The sequence below is a fragment of the Streptomyces sp. NPDC007189 genome (genome assembly GCF_040703635.1).
Lineage (GTDB): Bacteria > Actinomycetota > Actinomycetes > Streptomycetales > Streptomycetaceae > Streptomyces.
The window spans coordinates 443,040-462,638 of sequence record NZ_JBEYEY010000001.1 but is presented as its reverse complement, the minus strand read 5'-3'; the positions used below and the strand labels follow the sequence as shown (position 1 = coordinate 462,638).

Annotated in this window: 19 protein-coding genes; 10 read left to right on the top strand and 9 right to left on the bottom strand. The window is 71.9% G+C overall.

Annotated elements, in window-relative coordinates; genetic code table 11:
- Positions 1-48: 48 nt before the first annotated feature.
- Positions 49-975: a YihY/virulence factor BrkB family protein gene (locus tag AB0950_RS02140; RefSeq protein WP_360149242.1), complete on the top strand. Its 927-nt coding sequence runs from the start codon at positions 49-51 to the stop codon at positions 973-975.
- On the opposite strand, the gene AB0950_RS02135 is transcribed toward AB0950_RS02140, so the two are convergent.
- On the bottom strand, positions 923-2,131 hold the full coding sequence (locus tag AB0950_RS02135) for a D-alanyl-D-alanine carboxypeptidase (protein WP_360149239.1): 1,209 nt from the start codon (positions 2,129-2,131) through the stop codon (positions 923-925). The genes AB0950_RS02140 and AB0950_RS02135 overlap by 53 nt on opposite strands.
- A gap of 91 nt (positions 2,132-2,222) precedes the next feature.
- On the opposite strand from AB0950_RS02135, the gene AB0950_RS02130 reads away from it, so the two are divergent.
- Both AB0950_RS02130 and AB0950_RS02125 read left to right on the top strand, forming a co-directional pair.
- Entirely contained in the window at positions 2,223-2,462 is a 240-nt protein-coding gene (locus AB0950_RS02130) for a hypothetical protein (protein WP_360149236.1), read from the top strand.
- A gap of 240 nt (positions 2,463-2,702) precedes the next feature.
- Positions 2,703-4,247, top strand: a complete 1,545-nt coding sequence (locus tag AB0950_RS02125; RefSeq protein ID WP_366777588.1) for an ABC transporter substrate-binding protein — start codon at positions 2,703-2,705, stop codon at positions 4,245-4,247.
- On the opposite strand, the gene AB0950_RS02120 is transcribed toward AB0950_RS02125, so the two are convergent.
- From AB0950_RS02120 to AB0950_RS02090, 7 genes are all read right to left on the bottom strand, one after another.
- Positions 4,248-5,009 (bottom strand): TetR family transcriptional regulator, encoded by a 762-nt coding sequence (locus AB0950_RS02120; RefSeq protein ID WP_360574585.1) that lies wholly within the window; start codon positions 5,007-5,009, stop codon positions 4,248-4,250.
- 39 nt (positions 5,010-5,048) lie between these two features.
- Entirely contained in the window at positions 5,049-5,459 is a 411-nt protein-coding gene (locus AB0950_RS02115) for a VOC family protein (RefSeq protein WP_366777587.1), read from the bottom strand.
- Between the two features lie 103 nt (positions 5,460-5,562).
- Entirely contained in the window at positions 5,563-6,342 is a 780-nt protein-coding gene (locus tag AB0950_RS02110) for a succinate dehydrogenase iron-sulfur subunit (RefSeq protein WP_360149224.1), read from the bottom strand.
- Complete coding sequence (gene sdhA, locus AB0950_RS02105; RefSeq protein WP_360149221.1) at positions 6,342-8,096, bottom strand: succinate dehydrogenase flavoprotein subunit; 1,755 nt, start codon at positions 8,094-8,096, stop codon at positions 6,342-6,344. The genes AB0950_RS02110 and sdhA overlap by 1 nt, the downstream gene beginning before the upstream one ends.
- A gap of 19 nt (positions 8,097-8,115) precedes the next feature.
- Positions 8,116-8,610 (bottom strand): succinate dehydrogenase hydrophobic membrane anchor subunit, encoded by a 495-nt coding sequence (locus tag AB0950_RS02100; protein ID WP_360149218.1) that lies wholly within the window; start codon positions 8,608-8,610, stop codon positions 8,116-8,118.
- An 8-nt stretch (positions 8,611-8,618) separates the two neighbouring features.
- Positions 8,619-8,999, bottom strand: coding sequence for a succinate dehydrogenase, cytochrome b556 subunit (gene sdhC, locus AB0950_RS02095; protein WP_360149215.1), 381 nt, complete (start codon positions 8,997-8,999; stop codon positions 8,619-8,621).
- Positions 9,000-9,123: 124 nt separating this feature from the next.
- Complete coding sequence (locus tag AB0950_RS02090) at positions 9,124-9,678, bottom strand: 2-oxo-4-hydroxy-4-carboxy-5-ureidoimidazoline decarboxylase (RefSeq protein ID WP_360574583.1); 555 nt, start codon at positions 9,676-9,678, stop codon at positions 9,124-9,126.
- Positions 9,679-9,871: 193 nt separating this feature from the next.
- Between AB0950_RS02090 and AB0950_RS02085 the strand changes: the two genes are divergently transcribed.
- From AB0950_RS02085 to AB0950_RS02075, 3 genes are all read left to right on the top strand, one after another.
- On the top strand, positions 9,872-11,494 hold the full coding sequence (locus AB0950_RS02085; RefSeq protein WP_366777669.1) for a glycoside hydrolase family 20 protein: 1,623 nt from the start codon (positions 9,872-9,874) through the stop codon (positions 11,492-11,494).
- A gap of 92 nt (positions 11,495-11,586) precedes the next feature.
- The gene (locus AB0950_RS02080; RefSeq protein ID WP_360574582.1) at positions 11,587-12,150 is read left to right on the top strand and encodes a hypothetical protein; all 564 of its coding nucleotides are present in this window, start codon (positions 11,587-11,589) and stop codon (positions 12,148-12,150) included.
- 194 nt (positions 12,151-12,344) lie between these two features.
- Positions 12,345-12,731 carry a hypothetical protein gene (locus AB0950_RS02075; RefSeq protein WP_360149206.1) on the top strand — a complete coding sequence of 129 codons (387 nt, stop codon included), beginning with the start codon at positions 12,345-12,347 and terminating at the stop codon, positions 12,729-12,731.
- A gap of 42 nt (positions 12,732-12,773) precedes the next feature.
- On the opposite strand, the gene AB0950_RS02070 is transcribed toward AB0950_RS02075, so the two are convergent.
- The gene (locus AB0950_RS02070; RefSeq protein WP_366777586.1) at positions 12,774-15,398 is read right to left on the bottom strand and encodes an FG-GAP-like repeat-containing protein; all 2,625 of its coding nucleotides are present in this window, start codon (positions 15,396-15,398) and stop codon (positions 12,774-12,776) included.
- 336 nt (positions 15,399-15,734) lie between these two features.
- Here AB0950_RS02070 and AB0950_RS02065 point away from each other — a divergent pair, with 336 nt between their 5' ends.
- The 4 genes from AB0950_RS02065 (at position 15,735) to AB0950_RS02050 (ending at position 19,389) form a co-directional block, all read left to right on the top strand.
- The gene (locus tag AB0950_RS02065; RefSeq protein WP_366777585.1) at positions 15,735-16,376 is read left to right on the top strand and encodes an RNA polymerase sigma factor; all 642 of its coding nucleotides are present in this window, start codon (positions 15,735-15,737) and stop codon (positions 16,374-16,376) included.
- Positions 16,377-16,519: 143 nt separating this feature from the next.
- Positions 16,520-17,335 carry a hypothetical protein gene (locus AB0950_RS02060; protein ID WP_366777584.1) on the top strand — a complete coding sequence of 272 codons (816 nt, stop codon included), beginning with the start codon at positions 16,520-16,522 and terminating at the stop codon, positions 17,333-17,335.
- A 291-nt stretch (positions 17,336-17,626) separates the two neighbouring features.
- Entirely contained in the window at positions 17,627-18,289 is a 663-nt protein-coding gene (locus AB0950_RS02055; RefSeq protein ID WP_360149194.1) for an RNA polymerase sigma factor, read from the top strand.
- Entirely contained in the window at positions 18,289-19,389 is a 1,101-nt protein-coding gene (locus AB0950_RS02050; protein ID WP_366777583.1) for a hypothetical protein, read from the top strand. The genes AB0950_RS02055 and AB0950_RS02050 overlap by 1 nt, the downstream gene beginning before the upstream one ends.
- Positions 19,390-19,599 lie beyond the last annotated feature (210 nt).

The window sequence follows — 19,599 nt, the reverse complement described above, 5'->3', positions numbered from 1 at the left end:
TGATTAGTGGGATGTCATACGAGCGTGTCGCGGGGGCAGGGACGGATCGTGGACTGGCTGAAGAGACTCCCCGGCATCGGGCCGCTCGTCGCCCGGCTGACGGAGACGCACGCCTGGCACTGCTACGAGCGGCTCGACCGGGTGAAGTGGACGCGGCTGGCCGCCGCCATGACGTTCGTGAGCTTCATCGCCCTGTTCCCGCTGCTGACCGTGGCCGCCGCGGTCAGCGCCGCCACGCTCGGCCCCGGCCGGCAGCGGACGGTCGAGCACAAGATCGCCGAGCAGTTCCCCGGCGTCCTGTCCAGCCGGCTCGACATCACCTCGCTCGTCGACAACGCCGGCACCGTCGGCGTCATCGCGGGCGCCGCGCTGCTGTTCACCGGCATCAACTGGGTCGCCCAGATGCGGGACTGCCTGCGCGCGGTGTGGGAGCTGCCCGACCAGCAGCAGAACCCGGTGGTGGCCAAGGCCAAGGACGCGGGCATCCTGCTCGGCCTCGGCGGGGCGCTGCTGGTCACGCTCGCCGCGTCCATGTTCGCCTCGGCCGCCGTCGGCGTGGTCTCCCGCCACCTCGGCCTGGCCGCGTACGGCTGGGGCAGCGCCCTGCTGCAGGTCGCCGCGTTCGCCGTCGCCGTCCTCGCCGACTTCCTCGTCCTGCTCTACGTCCTGACCCTGCTGCCCGGGGTCGAGCCGGCGCGCCGCCGCCTGCTGGTGGCCGCCCTGCTCGGCGCGGTCGGCTTCGAACTGCTGAAACTGCTGCTCAGCGGCTATATCCAGAAGGTCGCCGCGAAGAGCATGTACGGCGCGTTCGGCGTCCCCGTGGCGCTGCTGCTGTGGATCAACTTCACCGCGAAGCTGGTCCTGTTCTGCGCCGCCTGGACGGCCACGCACAACTCGGACGCGAAGCCCGCGGCCGGCGGGGTCACGGACGCGAGCGGCGGCGCATCAGGTCCGGCAGCGGCCACCGGCGGTTGATCAGGAACACCGCGCCGGCCAGCAGCACCAGCACCCCGCCCGCGATGAGCGCGGCGGTCCCGGCGCCCCGGGAGCCGGGCTGCGCGGAGGAGCCCGCCACCGGCCTGGCGCCGGAGCCGTCCTTGCCCCCGGAGGCGCTGGGGCCCGGGCTCGGCAGCGCGCTCTTCGGCGGCACCAGCTCGCCCACCGGGCTGACCTTGCCGTCCGCCTGGAAGCCCCAGTCGAGCAGCTTCGCCGCCTCCTTGTAGACCTCGTTGTGCTCGGGCTTCTCGGGGTGCATCACCGTGACGAGCAGCACCTTGCCGCCCCGCTCGGCGACGCCGGTGAAGGTGGCGCCCGCGTTGGTGGTGTTGCCGTTCTTCACGCCCGCGATGCCCTGGTAGACGGGCACGTCGGTGTCACCGCTCAGCAGCCGGTTGGTGTTCTGGATCTCCCGGCCGCCGAACCTGGCGCGCACCGTCGAGCAGTAGTCCCGGAAGTCCTTCTTCTGCAGCCCGGAGCGGGCGAACAGCGTCAGGTCGTACGCCGAGGACACCTGGCCCGGCTCGTCGTAGCCGTCCGGCGAGACCACGTGCGTGTCCCTGGCCTGCAGCTCCTCGGCGTGGTCCTGCATGTCCCGGACGGTCTGCCGCACGGTGCCGTTCATCGCGGACAGCACGTGCACCGCGTCGTTGCCCGAGCGCAGGAAGACCCCGAGCCACAGGTCGTGGACGGTGTAGGTGTTGCCCTCCTTTATCCCGACCACGCTGGAGCCGTCGCCCATGCCCACGAGGTCGGACGGCGCCACCTTGTGCGTCGCGTCCTTGGGGAAGCGGGGCAGCAGGGTGTCGGCGAACAGCATCTTCAGCGTGCTCGCCGGGGGCAGCTCCCAGTGCGCGTTGTGCGCGGCGAGCACCTGGCCGGACTCGGCGTCGGTGACGATCCAGGAACGTGCGGTGATGTCCTTCGGCAGCACCGGGACGCCCGGCGCCAGGTCGACCTGGGTGCCGGGCTGCCCCAGCCGGGCACCGCCCACGGTCGACATGCGGGCCGGGGGCGTGGCCGTCGAGGTCGGGGTGGGGGCGGCGAGGGCGGCGGGCGCGGTGGCGGACAGGGACAGGAGGGTGGCCGAGGTGATCAGCAAGGATCGCCGTCCGGTCTTCTTCGGTGCGGGCACGATCGGAAACGTACCTTTTGCGGGCTGTGAAGTCCCAGGACCCACCTCACCCCCCAGAAGGAACCGGCCCACGACCGGCCATACTGACCTCATGAAGCTCAGCCGCCCGGTCTCCTGGTTCCTGCTCGCCTTCGGGGTGTGGTCCTGGGTCATCTGGGTCACTTTCGTCAAGAACCTGGTCAAGGACAGCAGCGGGCTCGCCTTCGACAACGGCCACCCGACCGCGTACTTCTGGGTGCATCTGCTGCTGGCGGTCGTTTCCTTCGTATGGGGGACGGTCATCGGGGTCATCGGGTTGCGCGGTCTGCGCGCACTGCGCCGGACGTCATAGCCGGGACCCGGAGGGCACGCGAGGCGGCGAGGGCGCGCTCCCACCCCTGTGAAGACGCTGTGAAACCCGGGGAGAACAACGCCTCGGTAAGTTCTTGCACATCTGGTCAGAAAGCCCTTCCGCTGGCTGAAACAGGTGTGATTAGGTGAGCCGCGCCACTAGGGGAGTGGCGCATTCGTGCTGGCCAGGGGTAGGGCCTGTGAAGGGCCTGGGGAGGGCACCACCATGCGATCTGTTCGCATGCGCGTTCTCGTGACACTGCTCGTGCTCGCGATCGTGGGAATCGGCGGCTGGCAGCTGCTGCCGTCAGGGGGCGACAAGGACAGGACCATCACGGTCGGTACGACGGACGCCGTCACGGACCTCGACCCGGCCGGCGCCTACGACGCCGGTTCCTGGGCCCTGTTCAGCAATGTCTTCCAGTCGCTGCTGACCTTCGAGCCGGGCGGCGTGGAGCCGGTCCCGGACGCGGCGAAGAGCTGCGCCTTCGAGGGCAGCGGCCTGAAGACGTACCAGTGCACGCTGCGCTCCGGGATCACCTTCCCGAGCGGGCGCGCGATGACGGCCGAGGACGTGAAGTACTCCTTCGACCGGGTCAAGAAGATCAACTCCGATGTCGGCCCGGCGTCGCTGTTCTCCGACCTCGCCTCGGTGACCGCCGACAGCGCGACGACCGTCACCTTCCATCTGTCCTCGGCGGACGCCACCTTCCCCTCGAAGGTGGCCACGGGCGCCGGGTCGATCGTCGACAAGGACGCGTACCCGGCCGACGCCCTGCGTACGGGCACCACGGTCGACGGCACCGGCCCGTACGCGCTGACGTCGTACACCAAGGACAACAAGGCCGTCCTGAAGCCGAACGCCCGCTACCAGGGCTACCTCGGCGGCACCGGCCGCCCCATCGAGCTGCGCTACTACGCCGACTCCGCCAAGCTCGACACCGCCTGGAAGGCCCGGCAGATCGACGTCGCCACCCGGACGCTGCCGCCGGACGTGCTCTCCGCGCTCAACCCGAGCGACCCCGACAACCGCGTCAGCGAGTCCGACAGCGCCGAGACCCGCAACCTCTACCTCAACACCCGCGCCAACTCGCCCCTGCACGACGTGCGGGTGCGCCGCGCGATGGCCTGGCTGATCAACCGCGAGGAACTGGCCAGCACCGTCTACAAGGGCACGGTCGACCCGCTGTACTCGCTGATCCCGACCGGCATCACCGGCCACACCACCTCCTTCTTCGACGACTATCCGACGCAGAGCCTGAAGAAGGCGCGCGAGCTGCTCACCCAGGCCGGCGTCAGCCTGCCGGTGCGCTTCACCTTCGGCTACGGCATCGGCCGGGGCGCCGGCAAGGAGGAGGCCGCGGCGCTGAAACGGCAGCTGGAGACCGGCGGCCTGTTCAAGGTGGACGTCCAGGGATACGAGTGGACCGACTTCCAGAAGCGCTGGGCCGCCGGGAAGATGGACGCGTGGGCGGTCGGCTGGGTGGCCGACTACCCCGACCCGGACACCTTCGGCGCCGCGCTCGTCGGCACCGGCTCCACGATGAGCACCGGGTACAGCAACAAGCTGGTCGACCATCTCATCCTGGGCAGCCGGCAGTACGCCGACCGCAGCCGGGCCGCGAACGACTTCCGGGACATCCAGGCGGACGTCGCCCAGGACGTCCCGCTGATCCCGCTGTGGCAGCGCAAGGAGTACGTGGTCAGCACCGAGGACGTGGGCGGCGGCCAGTACCTGGACGACGGCACCGGCGTCTTCCGCCTGTGGCGCCTGACCTGGATCTGATCAGCCGGCGTCCTCCCCGGCCTCCTTGGTCCCTCCCCGGCGCGGATCCGGCAGCGCCCTGGTCATGCCGGGCAGGAAGTCCGTGAACAGCTCATGGATCTCCAGGACCAGGGGGCGCAGCACCCGGAACCGGGCGAGCGCCACACCGCGGGCGGTCAGCCGGGCCCCGCGCCGGGCCAGCCGGTAACTGCGCTCGCGGCCCGCCGTCCGGTCGAAGATCCAGTACAGCACCAGCCCCATCTGGGCCAGCCACATCAACTCCGGGAGCACGTCCTTCAGTTCGGCCGGGACCTTCGCCTTCGACCCGGCCAGCACCTCCCGGTGGACGGCGATCGCCTGCTCGCGGGCGTGCTCGCTCTCCGGCGAGAAGGGGCTGAGCGGACTGTCGGGGTCGGCGGCGTTCTTGAAGAACTGCACGGCGAACTCGTGGTACGGCCGGGCGATGTCGAGCCAGACGGTCAGCACGCCCGCGAGCCGCGCCTCCAGGTCGGTCTCCCGCTCCAGGACCTCGCGGACCGCCGCCCGGTGCTCGGCGGCAATCCGGTCGTAGAAGCCCTGGATCAGGTGCTCCTTGCCCTCGAAGTAGTAGTAGGCGTTGCCGACGGAGACCCCGGCCTCCTGGGCGATGGCCCGCATGGTGGTCTTGTCGTACCCGCGCTCCTGGAACAACCGCATCGCGGTCTCGAGGATCAGCGCGCGGGTCTGCTCGGACTTGCTGCTGGGGGAGCCGGCCGCCTTCGGGCCGTCGTTCTTCGCGGGCACGGTGCCGAGCCTAACGAGTGGCCCGGGCGCGCCACGTGTTCAGCCCCGGCGGCCCAGCTCCGGGCGCCTGGTGTAGTCCGTGAGGCCGAGGACGTTGCCCCACGGGTCGGCGATCTCCACGGTCCAGCCGGTGGCCACCGGGAACACGCCGTCCAGCGGCTCGATCCCGGCGGCGGCCAGCTCCCGCGCCGCCACCCGCGCGTCCGGCACCTCCAGCCAGATGCGCGGCGCCGGCCAGGGCGGCGTGCGCTGACCCAGCTCCTCCTCCAGGCGCAGCAGGAGCCCCGGCGTCTCCGCACCGACCTTCAGCAGCGCGATCCCGCCCTCGTCGAACCGGAACCCCAGCCGGAACCCGGCCCGCTCGTAGAACTCGACGGCCTTCCCGAGGTCCCCGACGGGAACCAGGACGTTGTCGAAGCCGAGCAGCTCGTAGGACTCTTCGTCTGACATGTCGTCAGATTAGAACCGGCAGGCACGCGAAACCCGGCAAAAACGCCCGAGGGCCCCGCTTCCGGAGGATCGGAAGCGGGGCCCTCGAAGACGGCCGGGACGATCAGTAGCGGCGCGTGATCAGCGCGCGCTTGACTTCCTGGATCGCCTTGGTGACCTCGATACCGCGCGGGCAGGCGTCCGTGCAGTTGAAGGTCGTACGGCAACGCCACACGCCGTCACGGTCGTTGAGGATCTCCAGGCGCTGCTCGCCCGCCTCGTCACGGCTGTCGAAGATGAAGCGGTGCGCGTTCACGATCGCGGCCGGGCCGAAGTACTGGCCGTCGTTCCAGAACACCGGGCAGGACGACGTGCACGCGGCGCACAGGATGCACTTGGTGGTGTCGTCGAAGCGCTCGCGGTCCTCGGGGGACTGCAGCCGCTCGCGCGTCGGCTCGTTCGTGTCCTTGGTGACCAGGAACGGCATCACGTCCCGGTACGCCTGGAAGAACGGCTCCATGTCCACGACCAGGTCCTTCAGGACCGTCAGGCCCTTGATGGGCTCGACCGTGATCGGCTTCTCGGGGTTGATGTCCTTGATCAGCGTCTTGCAGGCAAGGCGGTTCTTGCCGTTGATCCGCATCGCGTCCGAGCCGCAGATCCCGTGGGCGCAGGAGCGGCGGAAGGTGAGGGTGCCGTCGATGTCCCACTTGATCTTGTGCAGGCCGTCGAGGACACGCTCCTTCGGGTCGATCTCCAGCTGGAAGTCTTCCCAGGCCGCCTCCGCCGAGACCTCCGGGTTGAACCGGCGGATGCGGAAGGTGACCGTGATGTAGGGGGAGTCGGCGAAACCGGGCTCGGGCTTGCCGGCCGCCTCTTCCTTGTCCAGAACAGGGGTAGCCATCAGTACTTACGCTCCATCGGCTGGTAGCGGGTCTGGACGACCGGCTTGTAGTCGAGACGGACGGTTTCCGAGCCGTCGGCGCCGACCTCGCGGTACGCCATGGTGTGGCGCATGAAGTTGACGTCGTCGCGGTTCGGGTAGTCCTCGCGGTAGTGACCGCCGCGGGACTCCTTGCGGGCCAGGGCCGACACCGCCATGACCTCGGCCAGGTCCAGCAGGTTGCCCAGCTCGATGGCCTCCAGCAGGTCCGTGTTGAACCGCTTGCCCTTGTCCTGGATCGCCACGTTCTTGTAGCGCTCCTTGAGCTCGGCGATCTTCTCCACGGCCGTCTTGATCGTCTGCTCGGTGCGGAACACCATGACGTTGGCGTCCATGGTCTCCTGCAGCTCACGGCGCAGGTTAGCCACGCGCTCGTTGCCGGTGGAGGTGCGCAGCCGCTCGATCTGCTCGACGACGAAGGACTCCGGGGCCTCCGGCAGCTCCACGTAGTCGGCCTTCGCCGAGTACTCGGCGGCGGCGATGCCGGCGCGGCGGCCGAAGACGTTGATGTCGAGCAGCGAGTTGGTGCCGAGACGGTTGGCGCCGTGCACGGACACGCAGGCGACCTCGCCGGCCGCGTACAGACCCGGGACGACCGTGGTGTTGTCCGCCAGGACCTCACCCATGACGTTCGTCGGGATGCCGCCCATCGCGTAGTGCGCGGTCGGCTGGATCGGGATCGGGTCCGTGTACGGCTCGATGCCGAGGTAGGTGCGCGCGAACTCGGTGATGTCCGGGAGCTTGGCGTCCAGCTGCTCCGGCGGCAGGTGGGTCAGGTCGAGGTAGACGTGGTCGCCCTCGGGACCGCAGCCCCGGCCCTCACGGATCTCCGTGTAGATGGAGCGGGACACGACGTCGCGGGACGCCAGGTCCTTCATGACGGGAGCGTACTTCTCCATGAAGCGCTCGCCGTCCTTGTTGCGCAGGATGCCGCCCTCACCGCGGGCGCCCTCGGTGAGCAGGATGCCCATGCGCCAGATGCCGGTCGGGTGGAACTGGAAGAACTCCATGTCCTCCAGCGGGAGCCCGCGCCGGTAGACCGCCGCCTGACCGTCACCGGTCAGCGTGTGGGCGTTCGACGTCACCTTGAAGAACTTGCCGGTGCCGCCGGAGGCGTAGATGACGGCCTTCGCCTGGAAGATGTGGATCTCACCGGTCGCCAGCTCGTAGGCGACGACACCGGCGGAGCGCTTGACCCCGTCGACCTCGGTGATCAGCTGGTCCAGGACGTAGAACTCGTTGAAGAACTCCACGCCCTCCTTGACGCAGTTCTGGTACAGCGTCTGGAGGATCATGTGGCCGGTGCGGTCCGCGGCGTAGCAGGACCGGCGGACCGGGGCCTCGCCGTGGTTGCGGGAGTGACCGCCGAAGCGGCGCTGGTCGATGGTGCCGTTGGGCGTCCGGTTGAACGGCAGGCCCATCTTCTCCAGGTCGAGGACGGCGTCGATGGCCTCCTTCGCCAGGATCTCGGCGGCGTCCTGGTCGACCAGGTAGTCACCGCCCTTGACCGTGTCGAAGGTGTGCCACTCCCAGTTGTCCTCCTCCACGTTGGCGAGCGCGGCGGCCATGCCGCCCTGCGCGGCGCCCGTGTGGGAGCGGGTGGGGTAGAGCTTGGTCAGCACGGCGGTGCGGCTGCGCTTCGTCGACTCGATGGCCGCGCGCATGCCCGCGCCGCCGGCGCCGACGATGACGGTGTCGTACTTGTGGATCTTCATGATTCTCGCAGCCCCGTGCCTAGCGGATGTTCGGGTCGAAGGTGAAGATCACCAGCGTGCCCAGCAGGATGGTCCACACCGTGGCGGTGTACAGCAGGGCCTTCAGCCACATGCGGGACGTCGGCCGCTCGGCGTAGTCGTTGATGACCGTGCGCAGGCCGTTGGCGCCGTGCAGCATCGCGAGCCACAGCATCAGCAGGTCCCACACCTGCCACCAGGGGGAGGCCCAGCGGCCGGCCACGAAGGCGAAGCCGACCTTGGACACGCCGCCGTCCAGCACGAGCTGGATCAGCAGGTGGCCGATGACCAGGATCACCAGCACGATGCCGGACAGGCGCATGAACAGCCACGCCGCCAGCTCGAAGTTGCCCCGGGTCGACTTCGGGGACTTCTTGGTGCGCTTGCGCGGCGCCTCGATCAGCGGGGCCGGGTTGTCGACGGAGTAGCCGGCGGTCCCCTCGACGGGGCCGACTCCGGACGCGGTGGTGTCAGTCGTGACGGTGTTGTTCGACATCGGCGGCGTCAGCTCCCAAAGAGAACGCGGTAAGCGTGACCGAGGACCGGGTAGATCGCCCCGAGCATCAGCACGACCCAGACGCCCATGACGGCCCAGAACATCTGCTTCTGGTAGCGCGGGCCCTGCGACCAGAAGTCGACGGCGATGACGCGCAGGCCGTTGAGCGCGTGGAAGAGGATGGCGGCGACGAGGCCGTACTCCAGCAGCGCGACGATCGGCGTCTTGTACGTGGCCACGACCTTGTCGTAGGCCTCGGGGGAGACACGCACGAGAGCGGTGTCCAGCACGTGAACGAACAGGAAGAAGAAAATGAGGACGCCGGTGACTCGGTGAGCCACCCAGGACCACATTCCTTCCCGGCCGCGGTACAGCGTTCCAGCCGGCACGGAAGAACCCTCCGGGAGCGGGGATTAGGGCCGCGCCGGCTTCGGTGTCGGTCGGGCCCGGCCGGGTACGGTCCACCGGCCCCCAGCATCGTAGCGAGGCCCCGCGCCGTGCTTTACGGGGGGCCTACCTGGTGTGATCAAATTGGCACCGGATGGGGGAGCGGCGATGCGGAACCGCGCCCCTGAGGGACGCCGTCAGTCTCGCCCTCGCCAGGCGCCGCAGCTCGTCCGCCGCTGTCACCCGCTCCTCCTCGGGATCGTTCGCCAATCGTGACCGGATGGCCTCCAGGACCCGGTCGAGGCATTCGTCCGGCGGGGCGTCGCCCAGGTAGATGACGAACGCGTGTCCGAACCGGGCCTCGTAGGCCGCGCGGGCCGCGCTCAGCGCCATGTGGGCGGCCGAGTAGGCGTCCGCCGGCAGTTCGGGAAGGGTCTCCCCCGCCAGGGCCTGCGCCAGATCCGTCGGCGACAGGTCGTACGCCGCCTCGTCCGCCGCGGCCAGGAGCGAGTCCAGGTCCGGGTAGGGGCGGTGGTCCGCGAGGCGGTGCGCCCAGCGCAGGCTGCGCAGGCAGTGCAGCAGGAGCGCGCGGGCCTCGTCGGCGGGAGCCGCGTTGAAGGCGTCGAGGGGCTTGGGGATCGAGGGGAGGCGGTGGGCGGCCAGCGTGGGTCCTCGCGTCACTGGTGGCGTGGCAGGGGATGCTGTGAAATGTGTGTCGTCAGGTTATCGAGAGTGGTCACTGTGTGTCGCTGAGGTAGCGGAAATTCACCCGGACGGAAGAGTTTCGGAGCCTCCGGATGACGGGTGACGGGCGTATCGGTCGTACGTTGGCGGGGTGATCCAGCACAAGCGCCGTGCTCCGGCGCAGCAGGTGATGCGGAAGCGGGCGGTGGTGGCCGCCGCGGTCGTCGGGACCGTCGCGCTCGGCACGGGGATCGGCGTATGGGCCTCCTCGGGTGGGGGCGGCGGCACGCCGGACGGCGGCGCGGCGCCGCCGCGGACGTCGTCCGGCCGGGTGGCCGGCACCTCGCCCGGCACGGCGGCCACGCCCCCGGCCGGCACCACCCGGTCCTATCCGCTGTCCCAGGCGCCGCGCACGATCCCCGCGGTGCGCTCCCACACGGCGGCGCGCGGACCCGGCTGGAAGCCGCAGAAGGCGGACCGGGTGGTCGTCAGCGACGGCGAGCTGGCCGACGAGGGCCGGCTGATCGCCGGCGAGCTGGGGCTCACCTACGCGGGCGAGAAGGACGACGTGCGGGCGGGCGACGTCCGGCTCGCGCTCGGCGGCGGGGGCGGGAACCAGGAGTCGTACACCATGACCGTCCGGGACGGGCGGGTCGACATCAGCGGGCCCGGCGAGGCCGGCGTCTTCTACGGCACCCGCACGCTGAAGCAGGAGGTCCACGGCGGCGGTACGGCCCCGGAGGGCGTCGTGCGCGACGAGCCGGCCAAGCCCGTGCGCGGGTTCATGCTGGACATCGCCCGCAAGCCGTTCTCCGAGACCTGGATCGAGGACCGGATCCGCGAGCTGGGGGACCTGAAGTTCAACGAGCTGGGGCTGCACTTCTCCGACGACCAGGCGTTCCGGATCGAGTCCAGCACCCACCCCGAGATCGTCTCCCGGGACCATCTGACCAAGGCACAGGTCAGGAACATCGTGGCCCTGGCCGACAGCCGGCACATCACCGTCGTGCCCGAGCTGGACTCGCCGGGGCACCTGGGGGCCGTCCTCGCCGCCCACCCCGACCTGCGGCTGCGCAACGCGAGCGGGACCGTCACCAAGGGCGCGATCGACATCTCCAAGCCCGCCTCCGCCAAGCTCGTCGACGACCTGCTGAACGAGTACGCGGGCCTGTTCACCGGCAACCAGTGGCACCTGGGCGGCGACGAGTACCAGGCGCTCACCGTGAAGGACCCGCAGGCCTCCTACCCGCAGCTCGCGGCCGCCGCCCGGCAGAAGTACGGCACCGGCGGCAGCGTCGCCGACCTCACCACCGGCTGGCTCAACGACCGCGCGAACACCGTCCGCGCCCACGGCAAGGCCATGCGGGCCTGGAACGACGGCTTCTACCGCGGCACGTCCGTGCAGGCGGCCAAGGACCTGCAGGTCGCGTACTGGACCGGCAAGGAGATCGGCGCCCGGCAGCCGGTGGAGTACCTGAGCGCGGGCCGCAAGGTGCTCAACTACAACGACGAGTTCCTCTACTACGTCCTCGGCCAGCCGCAGACCTTCGTCTATCCGACCGGTCAGCGGATCTACCAGCAGTGGAACCCGCGGGTGCTGCGCGGCACGACCGCCGTCCCGGCACAGTACGACGGGCAGATCCTCGGCGGCTCGTTCGCGGTGTGGTGCGACTTCCCCAACGCCCAGACCGAGGCGCAGGTCGCCGCCGGGATCCGGATGCCGCTGCGGGCCACCGTGCAGAAGCTGTGGTACCCGGGCACGCCGCCGTTGTCCTGGGCCGACTTCCGGAGTCTCGCGAACCGGCTTGGCTGAAAACAGCCACTGTGACACTCCCGCGCCGTCTCACGCAGTAAAGGGAAGTGCGGGCTCCGTAACGGTCGGCGCCCCGGCGAGGGAGACATTTCATGAGCCTGGTGGAACTGATCGCACAGGCCGACGAACGGGGACTGGCCGCCGGCGGGCTGGCTTGTTTGGATCGGTGCCTGCCGCTGCTCGGCGCCGACGACGAGCTGCTGCGGCCCCTGTGGGCGAGCCTCGCCGACGGCTCCGACTGGGCACCGGGCCTTCTCAAGGCGCGCGCCGCCCTCCCCGCCGGGGAGCAGGACAACGAGGCCGCGCTGCTCGCCCGCCGCATGCTGGACGCGGCCCCCGCCGAACGGACCGCCGACGCGGTACGGCAGTGGGCCGACGCCTGCTCGGTCGCCTCCCTGCGCATCCACCGGCTCCTCGACCCCGCGGCGGACGGCGCCTCGACGGACGGCCTCGACGCCGGGCGCGCCGGCGACACGGCGGACCTGCCTCCCCTGGTCGCGGCGGAGCTGCGGCGCCAGACGGCGGTGCTGGAGCTGCTGGCCGCGCACGGGACGCACGGCCTGCGCCGCGCGCTGGACCTGTCGACCGAGGGGCGACGGGTGCTGCGGGCGGTGGTGTCCCGCCGGGAGCGGAACGAGTCGGGGACCGGGAGCTGAGCGCCCCGAAGGCGCGGGGAACCGCGCGACCGGACCGCGAGCGACCCGGCGCCGGTCAAACCCCCTGCCGTGCGCGAGTCCTGTGACTGTCATGCGGGGGATGTGGGGCACTTCCGCACGTTCGGCGAAACGCACCGGAACCCGGTGACGCCGAGGCGGGCCGCCTCGCTTTTCCCTATGTGACAGCCCAGTACGTGACAGCACAGCAGGAGACCAGGCCGCACGCGGCGGCGAAGCCCGTGCGGTGGGCCGCGGACGCCGTGGCGACGATGCGGGAGGGCGCCCGGATCCGGCTCGACTACTCGGCGCAGAGCCTGTGGCGGGTCGACCGGATGATCGACGAGATACGCCGCGAGGGACCGCCGTACGCCGCCGTCGAGAGCGTGCTGCGCGGCTTCGGCGCGTACGCGGGCGAGGTGATCATCCGCCAGAGCGGCGCCGAGTGGTGGGCGAGCGGCGGCGACCACTGGGTGCGCACCCCGGACGGCCGGCTCTGGGACCCCCTGGACGAGGCCCGCCGCGCCTACGAGGGCCACGGCTCGCTGCGCCTGCTCTGCCGGGACGCCACCGGCTCGCGCTGACCGGCCGGGGCCCGCACGCGCGGCGGGCCCCGGCCGGGAGCGTCACGGCGTCAGGCTGGAGCCGAGGGCCGCGTCGGTGGGCGTACCCAGGGCCGTCTTGCCGAGGACCGCGGTCTGCGCGTAGCCGAGGCCGGAGCTGTTGCTCGGCAGGTACATGAGGATGCCGTCGCCGCCGTCCTCACCGCCCACGCCGAACGTCAGGTCGGCCCGCCCGTACCCGGACAGGTCGGTCAGCGACACCGCCGTACCGAGCTGGTCGCCGCTCTCGGTGGAGCCGGGGACGCCCGAGGTGTCCTGCGAGATCCCGGTCGCGCCGGTGCCGGTGATCCCGGTCGCGCTTCCCTTGAGGAGGAGCACCTGGCCGGCGTTGACGCGGCTCACGCCGTCGCGGGTGATGTCCTCGTTCGGCACGCCGGCCAGCACGTCGGGGTAGCCGTCGCCGTTGTAGTCGCCGGCGGAGACCGACCAGCCCATGGCGTCGCCGTCGTCGGCGGCGCCGGGCACCCCGCTGGTGTCCTGGTTGATCGTCTTCATGCCGGTGGTGGTGAAGCCGGTGGAGGTGCCGAGCAGCATGGTCACCTGGCCGCCCTTGTAGGCGCCGGACTCCGAGGTGTACGGCTGCCCGACGACGATGTCGTCGTAGCCGTCGAAGTTGAAGTCGGCGGCGGCGATGGAGCGGCCGCCCTTGACGCTGAGCACGCCCTGCTTGGTCAGCCCGCTCGCCGAGCCCGCGAACCGGACCACCCGCGAAACGCCGCCCGCGTCACGGTAGTTGAGGGCGACATCGGTGTATCCGTCCCGGTTGAAGTCACCGGTCGCGGCGTCCAGGTAGGCCACGGAACCGGTGGCCGTGGTCAGCGTGCCGGAGGTGGTGGCGCCGCCGGTCAGCCGGACGTTGTAGGTGCCGCCCTTGCCCGTGCCGGCGCTGAACACGTCCGCCTTGCCGTCGCCGTTGAAGTCGCCGACCGCGACCGTCGAGCCGAGCTTGGCGCCGGTCGCCGTGACGCTGCCGGAGGTGGTGTACGAGAAACCGGTGTCGAGGGCCGGGCCGTACATGACGGTGACCGAGCCCCGGTCGGCGTGGCCGCTGGTGTCGTCCTCGCCGGGGGAGCCGATCGCGAGGTCGGCGTAGCCGTCGCCGTTCACGTCGCCCCAGGCGGTCGCGGCGCCGAAGTCGTCACCGCTCTCGCTGGAGCCGGGCACGCCCGGGCTGTTCTGGGTCAGGGTGATCTTCCTGGCCGTCACCGGGCCGTTCACGCCGCCCGGCACGACCGTCACCGAGTTGGCCTTCGGGGTGCCGGCGACCAGGTCGGGCAGGCCGTCGCGGTCGACGTCCGAGGTCGGCAGGGCGTGCGAGACGCCCGGCGTCTTCGCGAGCGTCGCGATCAGGGACAGCTTCTTGTAGAGGGCGTCGCCGGGGCACAGCGTGGAGTTGGTGTCCCGGTGGCCGAAGACCCGCGGCAGCGTGATCTGCTGCCCCTGCGGGATCAGGTTGCCGTCCTGGCCCTTGGGGCTGCCCGAGGTCAGCGTGACCTTGCCGGTCGGGTCGATGCCGTACATGCCGAACTTCCATGCCACGATCCGCGCGATCGAGTCCAGCGCGGCCCGCGAGGGCTGGGCGGTCATGTAGTTGCCGATGTAGGAGATGCCGACCGTGTTCGTGTTGAACCCGATGTCGTGCGCGCCGACGACCGGCAGGTCCATCCCGCCGCTGCGGCCCTCGAAGATCTGCCCGCAGCGGTCGACGACGAAGTTGTAGCCGATGTCGTAGTAGCCGCGGGAGAAGTGCTCCTGCTGGATGGTGCGCATCCGGGCCCGGGAGTCGGCGCAGGACAGCGTGTTGTCGCTGTCGACGCCGGTGTGGTGGATGACGGCGGCCTTGATCTCCGTGCCGTAGCTCGGCGTGCCGTCGTAGTCCGTGGACGCGCCCCACTCGGCCTGCGTGATGACCGGCGGCTTGGCGACCGTGGACGGCCGCGGCGCGGGGACCGTGCTGGTCGGGGTGGGGGAGACGGTCGTCGACGCGGAGTCCGTCGGGGCCGGGGTGGTGGACGCCGAGGTGGAGTCGGCCGGTGTCGGCGTGTCCGTCGGCGTGTCCGCCGGTGTCTGCGTCGGCGTCTGAGCCGGAGTCTCCGTCGCCGAGGCGGACGTGGAGTCGGTCGCCGTCGGGGTGACGTCCGCCGCGAACGCGGCCGGCTGCCGGCCGCCCGCCGGGTCGGTGCCGGGGTCGAGGAGCCTGACGTCCATGCCCTTCGGCTGGCCGCCCGCCTCGGTGCCGTCGGCGTTGACCAGACGCACCTGGACGCCGTCGGAGTCGCCGGTCCACAGCGAGGCCGTGCCGCCCCGCGCGGCACCGGCGTGCGCGGCCTCCGCGCCGTCCGCCTGGTACGGGTCCTGGGGCAGCTTCTGCCATCCGGACCACTTGCCGCTCTCCCGGTCGCGGGTGCGCACCTCGGGCGTGCCCTTGGCCTTGGTGTGGGCGTCGTCCCAGGTCAGCAGCAGGGCGCTGAACCGGTCGGTGTCCTTCTGGCCGAGTCCCTCGCGGCCCGCACCGCGGCCTTCGAGCTTCAGCGTGTGGACGGCCGCCTTGCGGCTCTGCCCCTTGCCGCCGGACTGCGCCGCCGGGTCCGCCATCGCATACGTGACGATGCCGGCACCGCTCAGCACGACCGCTCCGGCCGTCAGCCACGCCCGTCTCTTCAGACTCAGCGGTTTGTACGCACGGGTCCTGCGAGGACTCACTGATCCCACCCCTAGACGATGAATAGATGGCACCACCAGTCACTGGTGCCACTTACACAGCGCGCAGGCCCTTCCGAACATCACCGGACCGCCCCTCACCGGGCGCCCCTGCCGGCCGGAGCCGACCGCCGCCTGTGACACATCTGTGCGTCCCGGCGCTGATCATCGTGGGACATGGAGCACGTGCGGCCGTGTCGCACGACGTGGACTCGGTGCGCGCGCGGGCACGGGTCCTGGGCTGGGTACGGACGAGGACGGTTCTTGGGCCACGGAGGGGAACCCCGCCGCCGGCAGGCGTACGACGGGGAGCTGGGCGCGGCCGTCGCGCGGGCCCAGGACGGCGACGAGACCGCCTTCGCGGTGGCCTACCGGCTGGTGCAGCCCGGTCTGCTCGGCTATCTGCGCGGCCTGGTCGGCGACGACGCCGAGGACGTGGCGTCCGACGCCTGGCTGGAGATCGCCCGCGACCTGGGCCGGTTCCGGGGAGACGGCGCCGGGTTCCGGGGCTGGACCGCGACCATCGCCCGGCACCGGGCCCTGGACCATCTGCGCCGCCTGCGGGTACGGCCGCAGGCCGCGCCCCTGGAGCAGGACGCGCTGAACGTTCCCGGCCCGCTGAGCACCCATGACCAGGCCCTGGAGACGCTGTCCACCGAACGGGCGCTGGAGCTGGTGCGCAGCCTGCCGCGCGACCAGGCCGAGGCCGTGCTCCTCCGGGTGGTCGTCGGCCTGGACGGCCCCGCCGCCGCACGCGTCGTCGGCAAGCGCCCCGGCGCCGTCCGCACGGCCGCCCACCGCGGGCTGAAACGTCTCGCCCGGCACCTGGGCACCCCGCACACGGCGCACGAGGACGGCAAGGCTGCGCCGGACGACGGCCCGCGGACGCTGGGGGAGCCGACATGAACGCCGCCGCGTGGGAGCCGTATCCATAGGGGGTTACGGGGGCCCGGTGCGGACTGGGGCCGCCAGTGTGTTGCCGGGCCTTTCACGAGGGCCGGGAGGAGACGTGTCTTCCGGTGGTACGGCGGACGAGGACAGGGACGGGCATGGGTGAACGGCACAGCGGCGACGGATCCTTGGGGCGCCGGCGCGCGCACCCCGGCGGCGCCCTCTTTGCCCCGGACCACGCGGACGGGGACCCGGGATTCGAGGCGCGGCTCGGTGCCGCCCTGCGCGGCGGCGGTGTCGACGCCGAGGCCGCGCGCCGGGCCGTGGCCGCCTTCCGCGCCGCCCGCGAGGCGACGGCGCCCCGCGCCCGCACCCGGCGCCGGGACGACTGGCGGCCCGCAGCGCCGGGGCGTTGGCGGCTGTCGCTGAGGACCACGCTCTCCGTGACGCTCGCGAGCCTCACACTGGGAGGGGTCGCCGTCGCGGCGATCGGCTCCGCCGCATCCGGCCACGGCGGCCACCCGGACACCCGACGACCCGCTCACCCGTCGACGAGCACCTCACTCCGGCCGGCCGCCCCCGGCGCGTCCACCGGAACCGGCGGCGGGGGATCCGGCGCCCCCTCCGCCCGCCCGCACCATCCGGCCACCGCCCGGGACACGGTCGCCCACTGCCGCGCCTACGAGCGGTCCGGGCAGCGGGGCGGCGCGCTGGACTCGACGGCCTGGCAGCGGCTCGTCACCGAGGCGGGCGGCGAGGACAAGGTCGCCGCCTACTGCGCGGCCGCGGTGGCGAACGCCACAACCAACAACGGCCAAAACAAGGGAAACAGCGGCAAATCGGGCAATCCGAACGCCAAGTCGGGGACGGGCAACGGGACATCCAAGCCGACCCCGACCGCAGGAGGCCCGAGACCGATGCCGGGGAACACGAAACCGGCCACCGGAAAGACGAAGACGACCAACGGCCGCTGAGCGAGACCCGGTCGCAGAAGGCGGTCGTGGCCCGGGAAAAGGCAACGGCCGGGGCCGCCACCCCCCACAGGAGAGGCCCCGGCCGTCGCGCGGACGGGCCGCGCACGGCCCGTACCTTCTACAGCGCCGTGCGTGGCTTTTCTGTCACACCCGGCCACCGCCGGCCCTCACCCTGCGCACATCCGTACCCGGTCACGAGTTAGTTGCATCTTCTACGGACATGGACGAAGAGCGGTTTCACGCCGTAACGTGCCTTTCGCGCCGACCGGTAAACAGGCGTAAGGGAGTCAGGTGCTGGGGGACGACGCGGAGCTGACCGCCGCGGTGCGATCGGCACAGGACGGGGACGAGACCGCGTTCCGTACTGTGTACCGCGCGGTGCATCCACGGCTGCTCGGATACGTACGCACACTCGTCGGCGATGCCGACGCCGAGGACGTGGCCTCCGAGGCCTGGCTGCAGATCGCCCGCGACCTCGACCGGTTCAGCGGAGACGCCGACCGGTTCCGCGGCTGGGCCGCGAGGATCGCCCGCAACCGCGCCCTGGACCACATACGCATGCGCGGCCGCCGCCCCGCCATAGGCGGCGACGAGACGGAACTGACCGGCCGGCCCGCCGAGTCGGACACGGCCGGCGAGGCCATCGAGGCCCTGGCCACCGACAGCACCCTCTCCCTCATCGCGCGGCTCCCGCAGGACCAGGCCGAGGCGGTCGTCCTGCGCGTGGTGGTCGGCCTCGACGCCAAGAGCGCCGCCGAGACCCTCGGCAAACGCGCCGGCGCCGTACGCACCGCGGCGCACCGGGGCCTGAAGCGGCTGGCCGAGCTGCTCGGCGACGATCCGGAATCGGCGGGCGTGCTCGGCGCGCTCCCACCCCAGCGAGAACCGCGCCGCGGCGCGGTGTCGTCCGCAACTGTGACGGATACGCGTGCGCGGACGCAGAAGGACATGTGATGGCCGACGAGCAGTACAAGTGGCTGAACCGGGAGACGGCGGAACGCCTGCTGCGCGGTGAGTCGCTGGAAGCCGTCGACGCCTCCGCCCGTGACCAGGCCGAACGTCTCTCCGCTGCGCTCGGCGCGCTGTCCGCGGAGGCGGCCCCCGCCCCCGGTGAACTCCCCGGTGAACAGGCCGCCCTGGCCGCGTTCCGCAAGGCCCGCGAGGCCGCCGACGCCGAGCGGACCGCCGCTCGCACCTCCGGCTCGCGCGTCCACGGCGCCGACGCGGGCCTGGTCCGCATCGGCGCCCCGGCCCGTACCGGAATCCCGGGCCGCCGCCCCCGCTGGGGCCGCCCCGTGCGCCTGGCGCTCGCCGCCGTGGTGGCCGTGGGCACGGTCGGCGGGGTCGCCATGGCCGCCGGGACCGGGATCCTGCCCACGCCGTTCGCGCCCGAGCGCCCCGGACCCGCCGCCTCCGTCTCCGCCGACGGCACCTCCGGCGCCCCGCTGTCCTCGGCCTCGCCGCAGGGCACCCCGGGCACGTCCCCGGGGCCCGGCGCACCGAGCGGCGGCGCGGGCGCGGGCCGCGGCGGCTCCGGCGAGGCCGCGGGACCGGACGACCGCACCGGCACGAACAGCCCCTCGGGCTCCGGCGCCCCCACCGGCACCTCCGGCAACCGGTGGAAGGACGCGACCGCCGCCTGCCGCGACCTCAGGGCCGGCAGGGAACTCGACTCCGCCCGCCGGCGCGCCCTGGAGAACCTGGCCGGCGGCAGCTCCCGGGTGAGCGGGTACTGCAAGGCCGTGCTGGCCACGGCCGGTTCCGACGACGACGCGACGGGCGGCGACAAGGGCGCCGCGAACGGCGACGGCGGAAAAGGCAAGGGCAAGGACAAGGGCAAGGGCGACGAGAACGGCCAGGGCGGCGACGACGAGGGCAACCCCGGCCACGGCGGCGACGCCCACACGGGCAACGGCAACGGCAACGGCAACGGCCAGGGCAACGGCAAGGGCCAGGGCCAGGGCAACGGCAAGGGCCACCACGCAGTCGCCCCCGCCCACACCACATCCACCACCCTCGGCCCGACCCCGACCCCGACATACACGGCCCTCTGACCCCGACCCCCACCTCGACCCGCACCTCGGGCCCCGCCCGCGTCTCGGCCTGGCCTCGGCCCGCGTTTCGGCTCCCGCCGGGGTCTCGGCCCGGCCTTGGCCCGCGTTTCGGCTTCCGCCGGGGTCTCGGCCCGGCCTTGGCCCGCGTTTCGGCTTCCGCCGGGGTCTCGGCCCGGCCTCGGCCCGCGTTTCGGCTTCCGCCGGGGTCTC

What these genes read in the sequence shown, in the direction of transcription:
- AB0950_RS02125 (WP_366777588.1), top strand. Translation starts at nt 2,703, where the DNA reads ATGCGCGTTCTCGTGACACTGCTCGTGCTCGCGATCGTGGGAATCGGC.
- AB0950_RS02115 (WP_366777587.1), bottom strand. Translation starts at nt 5,459, where the DNA reads ATGTCAGACGAAGAGTCCTACGAGCTGCTCGGCTTCGACAACGTCCTG.
- sdhA (WP_360149221.1), bottom strand. Translation starts at nt 8,096, where the DNA reads ATGAAGATCCACAAGTACGACACCGTCATCGTCGGCGCCGGCGGCGCG.
- AB0950_RS02110 (WP_360149224.1), bottom strand. Translation starts at nt 6,342, where the DNA reads ATGGCTACCCCTGTTCTGGACAAGGAAGAGGCGGCCGGCAAGCCCGAG.
- AB0950_RS02130 (WP_360149236.1), top strand. Translation starts at nt 2,223, where the DNA reads ATGAAGCTCAGCCGCCCGGTCTCCTGGTTCCTGCTCGCCTTCGGGGTG.
- AB0950_RS02080 (WP_360574582.1), top strand. Translation starts at nt 11,587, where the DNA reads ATGAGCCTGGTGGAACTGATCGCACAGGCCGACGAACGGGGACTGGCC.
- AB0950_RS02100 (WP_360149218.1), bottom strand. Translation starts at nt 8,610, where the DNA reads ATGTCGAACAACACCGTCACGACTGACACCACCGCGTCCGGAGTCGGC.
- AB0950_RS02050 (WP_366777583.1), top strand. Translation starts at nt 18,289, where the DNA reads ATGGCCGACGAGCAGTACAAGTGGCTGAACCGGGAGACGGCGGAACGC.
- AB0950_RS02085 (WP_366777669.1), top strand. Translation starts at nt 9,872, where the DNA reads ATGCGGAAGCGGGCGGTGGTGGCCGCCGCGGTCGTCGGGACCGTCGCG.
- AB0950_RS02060 (WP_366777584.1), top strand. Translation starts at nt 16,520, where the DNA reads ATGGGTGAACGGCACAGCGGCGACGGATCCTTGGGGCGCCGGCGCGCG.